We start from the raw sequence: 15442 nt of genomic DNA, 5'->3' as shown, positions 1-15442 counted from the left end.
CCTCATACCCAGTGAATTCGCGACATTAAAACGCTCGCGGATCAGGCCGGCCGTACGTGCCGGTAACAAGTCATCCCATGACACCTGGAGGGGGAAATGAAGCTATCCAACTTTTCTTATCAGAGTAAATCCGCGCGCGGATTGGGCGGCAAGCTCGCCCTGGTCGGCGCGTCGAGTCTGCTGGTCCTGAGCCTCTACGGCGTCGCCAACGCCGCCGAGACCTCGGACGAAGCGATCGCGACCGCCTCGATGACGGCCGCTCCGGCCGGCGAACAGGCCGGCGCGTCGCAGGCTTCCGAGCCCAGCGTCGTCGAGGAAGTCATCGTCACGGGCCTGCGGGGCTCGCTGCAACGCAACCTCGACATCAAGCGGACCTCGGCCGGCGTCGTCGACGCCATCTCGGCCGAGGACATCGGCAAGTTCCCGGATTCGAACGTGGCGGCCTCGCTGCAACGTCTGCCGGGCGTGTCGATCCAGCGTTCCGGCGCCCGCGGCGAGCCGCAGGGCATCACGGTCCGCGGCTTCGGCGGCGACTTCAACGAAACCCTGTACGACGGCCGCCGCATCTCGACGGCCACGGGCGGCCGTTCGGTCGACTTCAGCACCGTCGGCGCCGACTTCGTCGGTGGCCTGTCGGTGCTCAAGACGCCCGACGTCTCGCTGTCGAGCAGCTCGATCGGCGCGACCGTCAACGTCGCCTTCCCCAAGCCCTTCGACCATCCCGGTCGTCGCATGGCGCTCAGCGCCTCGGGTTCGGTGCAGGACGACGCGGGCAAGGTCGTGCCGACCGTCGGCGCGCTGTTCAGCGACACCTTCGCCGACAACAAGTTCGGCGTCCTGGTCGACGCGATGTACACGCGCCACGACACCCAGACCAACCGCGTCTATGTTAGCGGTTGGCCGGGCGGCTACTACGCGCCCTGCCAGCTGACCGCGACCTGCACCCCGGCTCAGCTCTCGACCAAGTCGGTCCTGGGCTGGTTCGAGCAGCAAGCCGGCGCCACCCAGATCTATACGAAGGATGAGCGCATCGACGGCCGGATCGCCCTGCAATGGGCTCCGAGCGACGGTGTGGTCGTCACGCTGGACAACAACTACACGCGCCAGAACGTCCGCTCCGACAACTTCGGCTACGGCATCTGGTTCAACCAGGACGGCCTGCGGAACGTCAAGCTCGACTCGAACGGCACGACCGTCGACTTCAGCCAGGCCGGCTCGCAGACCGACTTCACGGCCGGCACGGACCGCTCGGTCCTGCAGACCAACCAGACTGGCCTGAACTTCAAGTGGGACGCTTCGGAGAACCTGAGCTTCGAGATCGACGGCAGCTACGCCAAGAGCTGGCTGAACCCGGGCGGCCAGATCACCAGCGACAACGCCGACGTCGGCTACGGCTTCGGCATCGGTCCGTCGCTGGGCATCAGCATCGGTGGCGACAGCAAGAACACCTTGCCGGTCCTGCACAACTACGGCCCGAACGGCGATGGCGCGCGCTGGGCCGACACCTCGGTGATGGGCTCGCACGTCGTCGTGCGCCAAGCCCAGGAAAACACCGACGTCGTCAAGCAACTGCGCTTCGCCGGCGCCTGGGAGCAAGAAGGCTTCAAGATCAAGGCCGGCGGCAGCTATCTGGAAGACCGCTACCAGTTCCAGCAGAGCAACACCTTCGTCAACAACTACTGGCAAGCCTATCCGGGCTACGGCCCCGCCTCGGGTCCGAACGGCGGCGTGATGGTGCCGGCCAGCCTGTTCACCGATAAGGTCAGCACCAAGAACTTCATCCCGGGCTTCGACGGCGCCCTGCCGCCGTACCTGCTGAAGTTCACGGCTCAGGACTATCAGAAGTTCCTGACCGGCCTGGGCAATCCGCAGGCCAAGAACATCCCGGGCTTCAACTATGGTGGCGGCACCGTCGGCACCCAGTTCACCGGCGCGTTCGACATGGCGCTGGACAACGGCAGCATCCGGGACATCACCGAGAAGACCTGGGCGCTGTTCGTGAAGGCCAACTTCGACGTCGACGTGGCCGGCATGCCGTTCCACTTCAACGCCGGCCTGCGTGAAGAGAACACCCGCGTCATCTCGGCCGGCTTCGGCCAGGTGCCGACGGCCATCACCCGCAGCACCGGTGACCCCACCCTGCTGACGGTGAGCCTGAGCGCGCCTCAGGCGGTGTCGACCAAGAGCAGCTATTCCTACCTGCTGCCCAGCGTCGACATGAAACTGGAGCTGACCGAGAGCATCCACCTGCGTCTGGACGCCTCGCGCACCCTGACCCGTCCCAGCCTGAACCTGCTGACCCCCGTGGCCAGCGTGGGCACCGGCCAGCGCGTCGGCGCCTTGACGGCCAGCGGCGGCAGCCCCTCGCTGAAGCCTTACCTCGCCGACAACTTCGATGCGGCGGTGGAGTGGTACTACAAGCCGAACTCGTATGCGTCCGTGAACTTCTTCATCAAGGACGTCAGCAACTTCATCGTCGGCGGCACCCAGCGGCAGACGATCAATGGCGTGATCGATCCGACCACCGGCCAGCCGGCGATCTTCAGCGTCACCCAGCAGGTGAACGGTCCGGACGCCACCGTGCGCGGTGTCGAACTGGCCTGGCAGCACGTGTTCGGCGACAGCGGCTTCGGCTTCAACGCCAACGCCACCCTGGTCGACACCAACCGGCCCTACAATCCGAAGGACATCTCTCAGAGCGGCTTCGCGATTACCGGTCTGGCCGACTCCGCCAACCTCGTGGCCTTCTATGACAAGAATGGCCTGGAGGCGCGGATCGCCGTGAACTACCGCAAGGAGTATCTGCGCGCCTTTGGCCAGAACCAGAACACTGGCGCGTTCGGCTCCGAGCCGACCTTCGAGAACCCGAACCTGCAGATCGACTTCAGCACCAGCTATGCGATCACCAAGCAGATCACGGGCTTCTTCGAGGCGCTCAACCTGACCAACGAAGTCCAGAGCACCCACGGGCGGTTCGATAACCAGCTGCTCGACGTGTTCGCCTACGGCCGCCGTTACACGGCCGGGGTCCGCTTCCGCTTCTAGTATTCCCCTCCCCTAGACTGGGAACGTCGAGCCGTCGTTCCCAGTCGCTTTTTCCTCGATAAGCCATGGTCCGCCCCGTCAAGAATATCGTCATCGTCGGCGGCGGGACCGCGGGCTGGCTCACCGCCGGGGTCATCGCCGCCAAGCATCGGGCGCGGCAGGCCACCGGCTTCACGGTCACCCTGGTGGAGTCGCCGACCACGCCGATCATCGGCGTCGGCGAAGGCACCTGGCCCACCCTGCGCACGACCCTGGCCAAGATCGGGGTCTCCGAGACCCATTTCTTCCGCGAGTGCGACGCCTCGTTCAAGCAAGGCGCCCAGTTCGCGCGATGGACCACGGGCGAGCCCGACGACGCCTACTACCACCCGCTGGTGCTGCCGCAGAGCTTCGGCCAGATCAACCTGGCGCCCCATTGGCTGGCCGGCGGCGCGCCGGGCAGCTTTTGCGACGCGGTCTGCCCGCAGGGCCTGCTGTGCGACGAGGGCCTGGGTCCCAAGACCATCACCTCCCCGCCTTACCAAGGCGCGGCCAACTACGCCTACCACCTGGACGCGGGTAAGTTCGCGCCGTTCCTGCAACGCCACTGCACCGAGAAGCTGGGCGTCCGCCATGTGCTCGCCGACGTGCGCGGCGTGGCCCTCGCCGACGACGGCGACATCCGCGCGGTCGTCACCGAACAGGCCGGCGAGATCGAGGGCGACCTCTTCGTGGACTGCACCGGCTTCCGGTCGCTGCTGCTGGGCGAGGCGCTGGGCGTGGAGTTCCGCGACTGCGGCGACATCCTGTTCTGCGACACCGCCCTGGCCGTCCAGATCCCGTACGAGCGCCCCGACAGCCCGATCGCCACCCACACGATCTCCACGGCCCAGTCGGCCGGTTGGATCTGGGACATCGGCCTGCCGACCCGGCGCGGCACGGGCCACGTCTATTCCAGCCGCCACATCTCCGACGACGAGGCCGAGCGCGAGCTGCGCGCCTATCTCGGCCCGGCCGGCAAGGACCTGCCGGTGCGCAAGATCGGCATCCGCTCGGGCCACCGCGAGACCTTCTGGAAGCGCAACTGCGTGGCCGTGGGCCTGGCGGCGGGTTTCCTGGAGCCGCTGGAAGCCTCGGCCATCGTGCTGATCGAGCTCTCTGCCAAGCTCATCGCCGAACAGATGCCGGCCTGCCGCGAGGTGATGGACATCGTCGCCGCGCGCTTCAACGCCACGACCCACTACCGCTGGGGCCGGATCATCGACTTCCTCAAGCTGCACTACGTGCTCAGCAAGCGGACCGACACCGCCTTCTGGCGCGACAACCGCGACCCGGCGACCATCCCCGAACGCCTCCAGGACCTGCTGCTGCTCTGGAGCCATCAGCCGCCCTGGCTGACGGAGGAGTTCGATCGCGCCGACGAGGTCTTCCCGGCCGCCAGCTATCAGTACGTGCTCTACGGCATGGGCTTCCGCACGCAGGTCGAGCCCGAGGCCCTCACCGAGGAGATGGGCCTCGCCCAACGCGCCCTGCGCGAGAACGCCCTCCAGAGCGAACGCCTGCGGGCCAGCCTGCCGAAGCACCGTGACCTGATCCGCAAGATCGTCGAGCACGGCCTGCAGCCGGTATGATCCGCGTCACATCGCTTTCGAAGCACGGCCGCGCGGCCGTCCTGCTGTCGCTTGTCCTGGCCGGATCCGCCAACGCCGCGCAACTGCCGCCGTCGCCCAACATCCCCACCATCACGACCGCCGACCGGCCGAACTCGGAAAAGGCGTTCTCAGCGGTCGAGATCCACGAACGCCCGGCGCCCGTCCCCATCGTCTTCGAGGTCACGCCCGACGGCTCGGACAAGGCCGACGGCGCGCCTGGTCGCCCCTTCGCGACCCTGGCCCGGGCCCAGGCTGCGGTGCGGTCCGTCAACAAGACCCACTCGGTCACCGTGCGGCTTGCGGACGGCGTCTATCGCCTGACCAAGCCGCTACGCTTCGCGGTCGAGGACGGCGGCCAGGACGGCTTTGTCGTCCGCTGGGAAGCGGCGAAGGGCGCAAAGCCCATCCTCTCCGGAGGGCAGTCTGTCGAAGGCTGGCGCCAAGCCGACGCCGCACGCGACATCTGGGTGGCCGACATCCCGCGCGGCGCCGATCCACGTCAGCTCTGGGTCAACGACAAGCTCGCCCACCGCGCCACGGTCGAGGCGCCCCGCAGCGCCTTCGCCTTCCACGACTGGGGCATCCAGATCGTCGATCCGGCCTGGCGCTTCCTCGCCGACCTGCCCGACCAAGCGCGACTGGAGGTCGAGAACACCGGCTTCTTCACCGACCGCCGCGCGCGGGTCGAGAGCATCCGTGGCGACCGCATTGTCCTGGCCCAACCGGGCTGGCGCAACAACCTGATCGGCTACGATACCTTCGCCCGGCCGGTGTCGGGCGACCACGCGCGCTTCTTCATCGGCAACGCCCTGGCCTTCGTGCGTGCCGGCGGCGACTGGTGGGCTGATCCCGTTCAAGGCAAGCTCTACTACAAGCCGCGCGATGGCGAGGTTATGGCGTCCAGTCAGGTGGTCATGCCGCGCCTGGAGGCGCTGGTCTCGGTGGCCGGCCAGCCCGGCAAGCCCGTGCGCGACCTGCAGTTCGCCGGCATCGGCTTCCAGCACACCAGCTGGCTCGGCCCATCCAGCGCCGAGGGCTACGCCAGCCAGCAGAGCGGCTCGTTCCTGTCGGGCCAGGTCCCGGACTATCCTAGCGATCCGATCCGCGATTGCAGCTGGGGCTGCTGGGCCTTCGAGGGCATGCGCAACCAGTGGCGCCAGCAGCCGGCGGCGGTCCAGGTCGCGGCGGCCGCGCGCATCCTGTTCGAGGACGCCGAGTTCGCGCACCTGGGCCAGATCGCTTTGGGCCTGGGCAATGACGCCAGCGCCAATCTGAGCGGCGCGGGCCTGGAGACGCGCTCGGTCGAGGTGGTCCGCAGCCGCTTCCACGACCTGGCCGGCGGCGCGATCATGGTCGGCGGCGTCTCGCCCGACGCCCACCATCCCACGCGGCCCGACCAGGCCGTGCGCGATATCGTCATCCGCGACAACACCATCCAGGGCGTCTCCCAGGTCTATCGGGAGCAGGCCGCGGTCCTCGTCACCTATGCGACCGCCGCGGTCATCCTGCACAACGAGGTCTCCGACGCCCCGTATGACGGCATCGACGTGGGCTGGGGCTGGGGCGTCAACGACCCGGGCGGCAACACCGCCTATATGAGCCTGGAGCGCGGCTACTACGACAACCCCGGCAACCGGGTCTACGACACGCCGACCATCCTCCGCGACACCGTCATCGTCGGCAATCGCGTGCACGGCGTGAAGCGCTGGTTCCCCGACGGCGGGGCGATCTACCACCTGTCGGCCGACCCCGGCGCCCTGATCGCCGAGAACCACGTCTACGACGTGCCCGGCGGTATCGGCGTCTATCTGGACGAAGGCTCGCGCTACGTCACGGTGCGCGACAACGTCTTCGACGGCCTGGGCCTATGGGTCAATCTGAACGCGCTGGACGGCGCCTATCCGCGCCGCACGGCGGCGGACAATGTCGCGCGCGGCAACTGGCACAACGCCGGCAAGGCCAACGGCTCCTGGTCCGACTACGCCAACAATCGCCTGATCGACAACGTCACCGTCGAGGGACAGGCCTGGCCCGCGCCCGCCCGCGAGGTGATCGCGCGCGGGTCCCCGCCCGGCCAAGCCCTGAACACATGAGGTCTTCTTCCATGTCCAAGTCATCATGGCTTCATTGCGCCGCCAGCGCGGCGCTCTGCGCGAGCCTGGCCCTCAGCGCGCCCACCCCCGCCCTCTCCGCGCCCGCCGCGCGCGCCAAGGCTGACCGGCTGGCCGCCGAGCTGGTCGGCAAGATGACCACCGACGAGAAGCTGGACCAGCTGCTCAACACCGCCCCGGCGATCCCCCGGCTGGGCATCCCCGCCTACAACTGGTGGACGGAGTCGCTGCACGGCGCGCTGGGCGCGCTGCCGACCACCAACTTCCCCGAGCCGATCGGCCTGGCCGCCAGCTTCGACACCGGCCTCGTCCAGGACGTGGCGACCGCGATCAGCACCGAAGTCCGCGACCTGCACATCCTGTCGCGGCAGACCGGCCGCATGGGCCGCATCGGCACCGGCCTCGACACCTGGTCGCCGAACATCAACATCTTCCGCGATCCGCGCTGGGGCCGTGGCCAGGAGACCTATGGCGAGGACCCGTTCCTGACCGCGCGCATCGGCGTGTCGTTCGTGCAGGGCATCCAGGGCCCCGACGCCGACCTGCCGCGCGTCATCGCCACGCCCAAGCACTTCGCCGTCCATAGCGGGCCGGAGTCGACGCGGCACGGCGCCAATGTCTTCGTCTCGCGCCACGACCTGGAAGACACCTACCTGCCCGCCTTCCGCGCTGCTGTGACTGAGGGCCAGGCCGGATCGGTGATGTGCGCCTATAACCGCATCGACGGCCAGCCGGCCTGCGCCAGCGACCTGCTGCTGAAGGATCACCTGCGCGGGGCCTGGAAGTTCAACGGCTACGTCGTGTCCGACTGCGACGCGGTCAAGGACATCGCCGACAACCACAAATATTCGCCCGACGCGGCCACCGCCGTCGCCGCCGCGATGCGGGCCGGCGTCGACAACGAGTGCAACGGCGCGACCCTGACCGACACGGCGGGCCTCGCCAAACCCTATGCGGACGCGCTGCGAAAAGGGCTAATCACCGAGGCCGAAGTCGACCAGGCCCTGGTGCGGCTCTACTCCGCGCGCCTGCGGGTCGGCGACCTGCCCGGCGTGCGGACGGTCGAAACCCGCCCTGCCCCGATCGCCTCGGTGATGACGCCTCAGCACGAGGCCCTGGCGCTGGCCGCCAGCGAGAAGAGCCTGGTGCTGCTGAAGAACGACGGCCTGCTGCCGCTGAAGCCCGGCCTGCGCATCGCCGTGGTCGGCCCGCTGGCCGACGCCACCCGCGTCCTGCGCGGCAACTATTCGTCGGCCCTGTCGGCCCCGCCGATCTCGGTGCTGGACGGCCTGCGCCGCGCCATGCCGTCGGCCAAGATCGTCCACGCCCCGTTCGGCGCTTCGTTCACTGACGGCGATCGCGTGCCGAGCACCGCCCTGGTCACCCCGGACGGCAAGCCCGGCCTGCTGACCCGCTACTACCACACGGTCGAGACGCCGCCGACGCGCTTCGAGCCGGGGACCTTCGGCGACGTGGTGGCCAAGATGCGCTACCAGGACAAGCCGGTCGTCACCCGCGTCGAAGCTGACATCGCCTCGCGCAGCCTGGACCTGGCCTCGGTCTCCGATCACCACCGCGTGGTCTGGACCGGCTTCCTGGTTCCGCCCGAGAGCGGGACATACCGTCTGGGCCTCGCTGGCTTCAACGGCGAGCTCAAGCTCGACGGCAAGCCTTTCGCCGATCTGCGCAAGGCCGGCTGGGCCAGCCTGCCGACGATGAAGATCATCCGACTGGAAAAGGGCCATCGCTACCCGATCGAGATCACCTCGGAATCCCACGCCCTGTCCGGCGTCAACCTGGTCTGGAAGCGCGTGGCCGACGATGCGGCCGCGGAGCTTAAAAAGGCCGCCTCCCAGGCCGACGTGATCGTCGCCGTGGTCGGCCTGACCTCCGACCTGGAGGCCGAGGAGTCGCCGGTCGAGGTCCCTGGCTTCAAGGGCGGCGACAAGACGACCCTGGACCTGCCGCCCGATCAGCAGAAGCTGCTGGAACAGGCCAAGGCCCTGGGCAAGCCGCTGGTCGTGGTGACCATGAACGGCAGCCCGGTGAACCTGGCCTGGGCCAAGGACAACGCCTCGGCCATCGTCGAAGCCTGGTATCCGGGTCAGTCCGGCGGCCTGGCCGTCGCCAACGTGCTGTCGGGCAAGACCAATCCGTCGGGCCGCCTGCCGCTGACCTTCTACCGGTCGGTCGACGACCTCCCGCCCTTTGGCGACTACGCGATGGCCGGTCGCACCTATCGCTACTTCACGGGCGAACCGGTCTATCCGTTCGGCTTTGGCCTCAGCTACACCCGCTACGACTACGCGCCGGTCACGGTCGAGCGTGCGGACCAAAGTATTCGCGTGACGACCACCGTGCGTAATGTCGGCGCGCGGGCCGGCGAGGAAGTCGCCCAGCTCTATCTGAACTTCCCCGACACGCCCGGCGCGCCGCGAGTGGCCCTGCGCGGCTTCCAGCGCGTGGCGCTCAAGCCCGGCGAGGCCCGCAAGGTAACCTTCACGTTGTCGCCGCGCGATCTCAGCTCGGTGACCCCCGACGGCGATCGTCGCGTGGCCGCGGGCGCCTATCGCGTCAGCGTCGGCTCAGGCCAACCGGGCACGGGCGTGCCGAGCCAGTCGGCCCCGTTCTCGGTCGACACCGCCGTGGCGCTGGCGAAATGAAGACCATCGCAATCATCGCCGGGGCGTTGGCCCTCCTCCCGATGCTGGCCAGCGCCGCGCCCAAGCTCGAGGGCGCGATCGGCGATCACGCCGTACTGCAGAGGGATCGGCCCATCGTCGTCTCGGGCCGTTCACGCCCGAGCGAGACCGTGACGGTCGTCCTGGCGGGAAAATCGGCGTCGGCGAAGGCCGATCGAGACGGCCGCTTCCGGGTCGCCCTGCCGGCCTTCGCGGCGGGTGGCCCCTACCCGATGCTGGTCGATGCGCCCAGCGGCCAAACCTTCGTCAACGACCTGCTGATCGGCGACGTCTTCCTCTGCTCGGGCCAGAGCAACATGGAGCTGTCGGCCGAGCAGTCGCAGAACAGCTTCCAGATCGCCGGCGCCGCCGATCCGCAGCTGCGGCTGATGACGGTGGGCAAGCGGCTGGCGGAGACGCCCGCCGAGAGCTTCGCCACGCCACCGACCTGGACGGCGGCGACGCCGGACAGCATCGCCAAGTTCTCCGCCGTCTGCTTCTACACGGGCCAGGACCTGCGCCGGACCGCCAAGGTCCCCATCGGCCTAATCCATTCCAGCTGGGGCGGCTCGCGGATCTCCGCCTGGATGGCGCCCGAAGGCCTGCGCGCCGGCGGCCTGGAACTGGAGGCCAAGGCCCTGGAGCTCCACAGCCGTGACGCCGCCGCGGCCGAGGATATCGTGGCGCGCCAGTGGGAAACCTGGTGGCGCGATCGCTCCGGCCTCGACGGCGCGGACGCGCCCTGGCGCACCGAGCATCCCGGCTGGTCGCCGGTTCCCACCATCGGCTATTTCGGGCGCTGGGGCGTTCCCGCCGTGACCGGCTATGTCGGCATGGCCTGGTTCGAGAAGACGGTGGACCTCACCGCCGCCCAGGCAGCGCAGGGCGCCGTCCTGTCGCTGGGCCTCGTCGACGACGCCGACCGCACCTGGGTCAATGGCCGCTCGGTCGGCGGATCCAGCATCGGCCAGCCCCGCCGCTATCGCCTGTCGCCAGGCGCGCTGACCGCCGGGCGGAACCGCATCACCGTCAATGTCGACAACGTCTATGCCGACGGCGGCCTAGCGGGTCCTGCCGCGCTGATGCGCCTGCAGTTCGACGACGGTACGTCCGTCCCGCTCGACGCCGGCTGGCGCTACGCCCTGGCCGGTCGCCCCAAGACCAACGCTCCCCGCGCACCGTGGGACGACATCAACGGCGCAGGCGTCCTCTACAACGCGATGATCTCGCCGCTCGGTCCCGTCGGCCTGGCCGGCGCGCTCTGGTACCAAGGCGAGTCCGACACCGGCCTGCCCGGCTACGAGCGCCGGCTCGCCGCCATGATGGCAGACTGGCGCCGTCAGTTCGACGCGCCGAAACTGCCGTTCGCCATCATCCAGCTGTCGGCCTATGGCGACGGCGCGAGCAAGCCGGTCGAGAGCGGCTGGGCCGGCCTGCGCGACGCTCAGCGGCGGGCCGCCGAGGCTGATGGCCATGCGGCCCTGGTCGTCACCCTCGATCTGGGCGATCCCTACGACATCCACCCCGGCGAGAAGCAGGAGGTCGGACGCCGCACGGCGGACGCATTGCGGGTCCTGGCCTATGGTGAAGCCGTCGCCGCAGGTCCTCGCGTCACCACCGCCGAGCGCGCGGCCGACGGGGGTGTCGTCCTGACGTTCGTGGGTGCGGCCGGCGGCCTGATCGCCCGCAGCGCGGACACCGCCATCGGCTTCGAGCTCTGTGGTCCGGACGGCGCCTGCCGGTTCGCGCCCGGCCACGTCGCCGGCGACAAGGTCACGCTGAAGGGCGACGGCCACGCCGCTGAACGCGTGCGCTATGGCTGGGCCGACAGCCCGGTGGTGAACCTGTTCGACCAGGCCGGCCGCGCCGTCGGTTCGTTCGAAATCCGCATCCCGTAGCCCGCAAAGCACGTGACGCCGACGACGAACCTGGTTAGGTTATGTGACCGGTAACATTGGACTTGAGCCGATGATCCGGTAACGCAGGGCAAGGACGAGATGGATAGCGATCGGAACCATCCGCTCAGGGTCACACTGAGCGAACTGATGCACCTTCGCGCCCTCCCGCTGGAACACGCACCGGTCCGGCTGCGCCAGTGGGTCTTTCTAGTCAGCGCCACGGAGCGCGCCTCCGAGGCGGCTTTCGTGGCGCTGTTCGCGCCGAACCAGGATCCCGCCGGCGGGAGGGTGCTCGTCACCGGCCCGACCGGCGGGTGGCTGTGGGAGCGGCACCAGGAATTCTCGACCTGGACGCGGTTCGCCTACGGTCCGCTAGGTGAAAACCTGGGCTTCGAAGCCGACCTGGACGACGACTGCTTCTGGCTGGACGGCGCGCCGGGCCAGGTATTCCGAGGCGTCGAGATCTCGGTCTCCGCGCCGGGCTCGGAGCCGCCGGCCGAAGCAGTGCTGAACCGGCATATCGACCTGGCCCGCTGCGTGTCGTGCGAGGTGTTCGACGGGGCCGCGCGGATCTGGACGGACTTCCGCCTGCGCGAAGGCGGCACCGGCCGCATCCACGTCCACAACATCGCCCTGGCCCATGATGAGGTCTCGCGTCTGGTCCAGACGCTGGTGGAGATCGGCAACTATCGGAAGCTGGCGCTGATCGGCTTTCCCCCTGCCCGCGAGCTGCTGGCCTGGCTAGACGGCGCCGAGGCCCGGCTCTCGGCCATCGCCAGCGGCCTGGCCGGCGGCGAGGACAGCCAGGCGGTGCTGGACAGCCTGCTGGCGCTGTCGGCCGAGGTCGAGCTGCGCGCGGCCAACAGCCGCTTCCGGCGCGGCGCCACGGAGTCCTACCACCGCCTGACCCTGGACCGACTGGAGGCCTTGCGTGAACGCCACGTGCCAGGTCATTCGACCATGAGCGAGTTCATCGCCCGGCGCCTGCAACCGGCCATGCGCACCCGCGAGGCGGCCGATCGGCGGCTGGACGACCTGTCCCTGCGCGTCGCCCGCTGCGGCGATCTCCTGCAGGCGCGGCTGGGCATCGTCCTGGACCGCCAGAACCAGGAAACCTTGCGCGGCATGGGCGCCAGTCTGGAGCTGCAAGCCAAGCTGCAGGGCCTGGTCGAGGGCCTGTCGATCTTCGCGGTCGGCTACTACGTGCTGGGCCTGCTCGGCTATTTCCTGAAACCCTGGCTGCACGTCTGGCCGGGCGCGAGCGAACAGGTCCTGTCGGGCCTGGTTCCCCTGGTGCTGATCGCCGTCGCCGCCACCCTGCACCGGCGCAAGAAGCGCCTGATCGATCGCGCCGACGGATGATCACCAGAAGACCGGAGCCCGGCATGTCGAAACGCCTTTTGATCGCGACCGTCGGCCTGGCGCTGCTGGTCGCCGCCCCGGCCCTGGCCCAGGAGCCGCCCTTCCCCGTCGCCGTCACGGTGGACGCCGCCGGGGCCGGCCAGCCGGTGAAGCCGGTCTGGCGCTTCTTCGGCGCGGACGAGCCGAACTACGCCACGATGAAGGACGGCCGCACCACACTGGCGACGCTGGGCGGCCTGGCTCCCGACCACGTGTTCTTCCGCACCCACAACCTGCTGACCTCGGGCGACGGGACGCCGGCGCTGAAGTGGGGTTCGACCAATGTCTATACCGAGGACGCCAGCGGGCGGCCGATCTACGACTGGACCATCGTCGACCGCATCTTCGACACCTATCGCGCCCGCGGCGTGAAGCCCTATGTCGAGATCGGGTTCATGCCCGAGGCGCTCTCCACCCAGCCTCAGCCCTACCAGCACCAGTTCCGCCCCGGCTCGGGCGCGCTGCGGACAGGCTGGGCCTACCCGCCCAAGGACTACGGCAAATGGGAGGAGCTGGTCTATCAGTGGGTCCGCCACTGCGTCGAACGCTATGGTCGCGCCGAGGTCGCCAGCTGGTGGTTCCAGACCTGGAACGAGGCCAACCTGCCGCAATACTACTGGGGCGGGACGCGCGAGGAGTTCTTCCGCCTGCACGACACGGCCATCCAGGGCGTCCGCCGCGCCCTGCCCGAGGCCCGGGTCGGCGGACCCGACAGCGCCGGGGCCGGCGACCAGTTTCTGACCGCCTTCATGCAGCACGCCAAGGCGGCCGGGACCCCGGTCGACTTCCTATCCTTCCACGCCAAGGGCGCGCCGCAGTTCATCAACGCGGGCGAGGCCAGCCACGTGCGCATGGGCGTCTCGACGCACCTGAAGGCGGCCGACCACGAGTTCGCGCAGATCGCCGCCGATCCCGACTTCCGCGGCAAGCCGATCATCATCGGCGAGTCCGATCCCGAAGGCTGCGCCGCCTGCCAGGGACCGGCCAACGCCTATCGCAACGGGACCATGTATTCCTCGTACACGGCCGCGTCCTTTCCCCGGCTGCAGGCGCTGGCCAAGCGTCGATCGCTGGACCTGGAGGGCGTGCTGACCTGGGCGTTCGAGTTCGAGGACCAGCCCTATTTCGCGGGCTTCAGGCAGCTGACCTCGGCCGGGATCGACCTGCCGGTCATGAATGTCTTCAAGCTGTTCGCCAAGATGTCCGGGACCTATGTGACGGCTGCTTCAGACCATGAGACGGCGCTGGACGACATGCTGCGCGACGGCGTGCGCGGCGCGCCTGACGTCGGATCCGTCGCGACGCGTGACGGCGACCAGGTGGCGGTGATGGTCTGGCACTATCACGACGACGACCTGGCCGGTCCCGACGCCAAGGTCAGCCTCGACGTGCGCCATCTCTCCAAGGCCTTCGCGCACGGCGGGCGACTGACGCACTACCGCGTCGACCGCGACCATTCAAACGCCTATGCGGCCTGGCTGAAGATGGGTTCGCCGATCGCCCCGACGGAGACGCAGCGCAAGACCCTGATCGACGCCTCGACCCTGGCGACGCTGGACCCGTCACCCTCGGCGGTGACGGTGAAGCGCGGCGACGCCAGGATCGATTTCACGTTGCCGCGCCAAGGGGTCTCGCTGCTGGTCCTGACCCCGCAATAGCCTAGCGAGCCGGGGCCGAAACCCCGGCCTTCGTCTGCACGACCGGCTGCATCGTGCCGTCGGGGTTGTAGCGCAGGCGCTCGACCGTCACCGCGCGGCGACCGATCGCCCCGCTCTGGTCGCCAACCGCCAGGTCCGCGTTGTGCAGGAAGAGATACCACTCTCCCTTGAACTGGACGATGCCGGGATGGATCGTGAAACTGTACTTGCCTGAGCCGGTCAGCAGGCCGCGTGGTGTCCAGGGGCCGGTGATGGCGGGCGCGGTAGCGTAGGACACATGCTCGTCGCGCTGGGTGGTTCGGTCCAGCGAGGCGTAGGTCAGGTAGTAGGTGCCGTTTCGCTTGTGCAGCCACGGGCCCTCCTCGAAATGCGGCGGCGTGATCTCGGTGATCGGGCCGTCGATCTCGATCATGTTGGACTTGAGCTTGGCGATGTAGCAGGAGCGATTGCCCCAGGCGATCCAGGTGGTCCCGTCGTCGTCGGTGAACACCGTCGGGTCGATGTCTTCCCAGCTGTGCGGACCCTTGGGGGTCATCTCGTTGGTGATCAGCGCCGACCCGCGCGCATCGACGAACGGACCCGTGGGCGAGTCCGAGACCGCCACGGCGATGGCCTTGCCGGGGTGCGTGTTGTCGTGCTCGACGGCGGCGTAGAAGTAGAACTTGCCGTTCTTCTCGATCGCCTGCGAGGCCCAGGCGTCCTTCTTGGCCCACTTGAAGTCCGTGGCCTTCATGATCGGCGGATAGGCCGTCCAAGTCTTCATGTCCGTGGTCGAGTAAACGAGCCACTCGCGCATATTGAACATCTCGTCGCGCTGGGCTTCGTCGTGACCCGTGTAGAGGTAGAGGCGGTCGCCGACGACCAGGGGCGCGGGATCGGCGGTGAACTTGTCCCGGATGATCGGGTTCGAGCCCGGCGCGGGCGCTTTCCCATCACCCGCCGTGCTCGACGTCGCCATGCCCAGGGCCGCCATCAAGGCGAGCGCCGCAATCTTCGAAACCATCTGACCGTCTTCCC

Annotated in this window: 8 protein-coding genes; 7 read left to right on the top strand and 1 reads right to left on the bottom strand. The window is 68.7% G+C overall.

All coding sequences use genetic code 11. The features are described 5' to 3' along the window. Positions 1-141: 141 nt before the first annotated feature. The 7 genes from AC07NI_RS03805 to AC07NI_RS03775 all read left to right on the top strand — a co-directional run bounded on the left by AC07NI_RS03805 (position 142) and on the right by AC07NI_RS03775 (position 14425). A complete protein-coding gene (locus tag AC07NI_RS03805; protein WP_494616343.1) occupies positions 142-3045 on the top strand; it encodes a TonB-dependent receptor in 2904 nt (967 codons plus the stop codon). Between the two features lie 65 nt (positions 3046-3110). Then, entirely contained in the window at positions 3111-4655 is a 1545-nt protein-coding gene (locus tag AC07NI_RS03800) for a tryptophan halogenase family protein (RefSeq protein WP_494616342.1), read from the top strand. Continuing rightward, entirely contained in the window at positions 4652-6769 is a 2118-nt protein-coding gene (locus tag AC07NI_RS03795; RefSeq protein ID WP_494616341.1) for a right-handed parallel beta-helix repeat-containing protein, read from the top strand. The genes AC07NI_RS03800 and AC07NI_RS03795 overlap by 4 nt, the downstream gene beginning before the upstream one ends. Before the next feature lie 11 nt (positions 6770-6780). Next, entirely contained in the window at positions 6781-9450 is a 2670-nt protein-coding gene (locus AC07NI_RS03790; protein WP_494616340.1) for a glycoside hydrolase family 3 C-terminal domain-containing protein, read from the top strand. Beyond that, the gene (locus tag AC07NI_RS03785) at positions 9447-11366 is read left to right on the top strand and encodes a sialate O-acetylesterase (protein WP_494616339.1); all 1920 of its coding nucleotides are present in this window, start codon (positions 9447-9449) and stop codon (positions 11364-11366) included. The genes AC07NI_RS03790 and AC07NI_RS03785 overlap by 4 nt, the downstream gene beginning before the upstream one ends. Positions 11367-11465: 99 nt before the next feature. Continuing rightward, positions 11466-12728, top strand: coding sequence for a DUF3422 domain-containing protein (locus AC07NI_RS03780; RefSeq protein WP_494616338.1), 1263 nt, complete (start codon positions 11466-11468; stop codon positions 12726-12728). A 23-nt stretch (positions 12729-12751) separates the two neighbouring features. Continuing rightward, complete coding sequence (locus AC07NI_RS03775) at positions 12752-14425, top strand: GH39 family glycosyl hydrolase (RefSeq protein ID WP_494616337.1); 1674 nt, start codon at positions 12752-12754, stop codon at positions 14423-14425. Position 14426: 1 nt separating this feature from the next. On the opposite strand, the gene AC07NI_RS03770 is transcribed toward AC07NI_RS03775, so the two are convergent. Beyond that, positions 14427-15428 carry a glycoside hydrolase family 43 protein gene (locus AC07NI_RS03770; protein ID WP_494616336.1) on the bottom strand — a complete coding sequence of 334 codons (1002 nt, stop codon included), beginning with the start codon at positions 15426-15428 and terminating at the stop codon, positions 14427-14429. Between the last annotated feature and the right edge of the window lie 14 nt (positions 15429-15442).

The organism is Caulobacter sp. GW821-FHT10E02 (assembly GCF_059415225.1).
The sequence above is the reverse complement of the archived record's forward strand: the minus strand, read 5'-3'. Positions and strand labels throughout refer to the sequence as shown.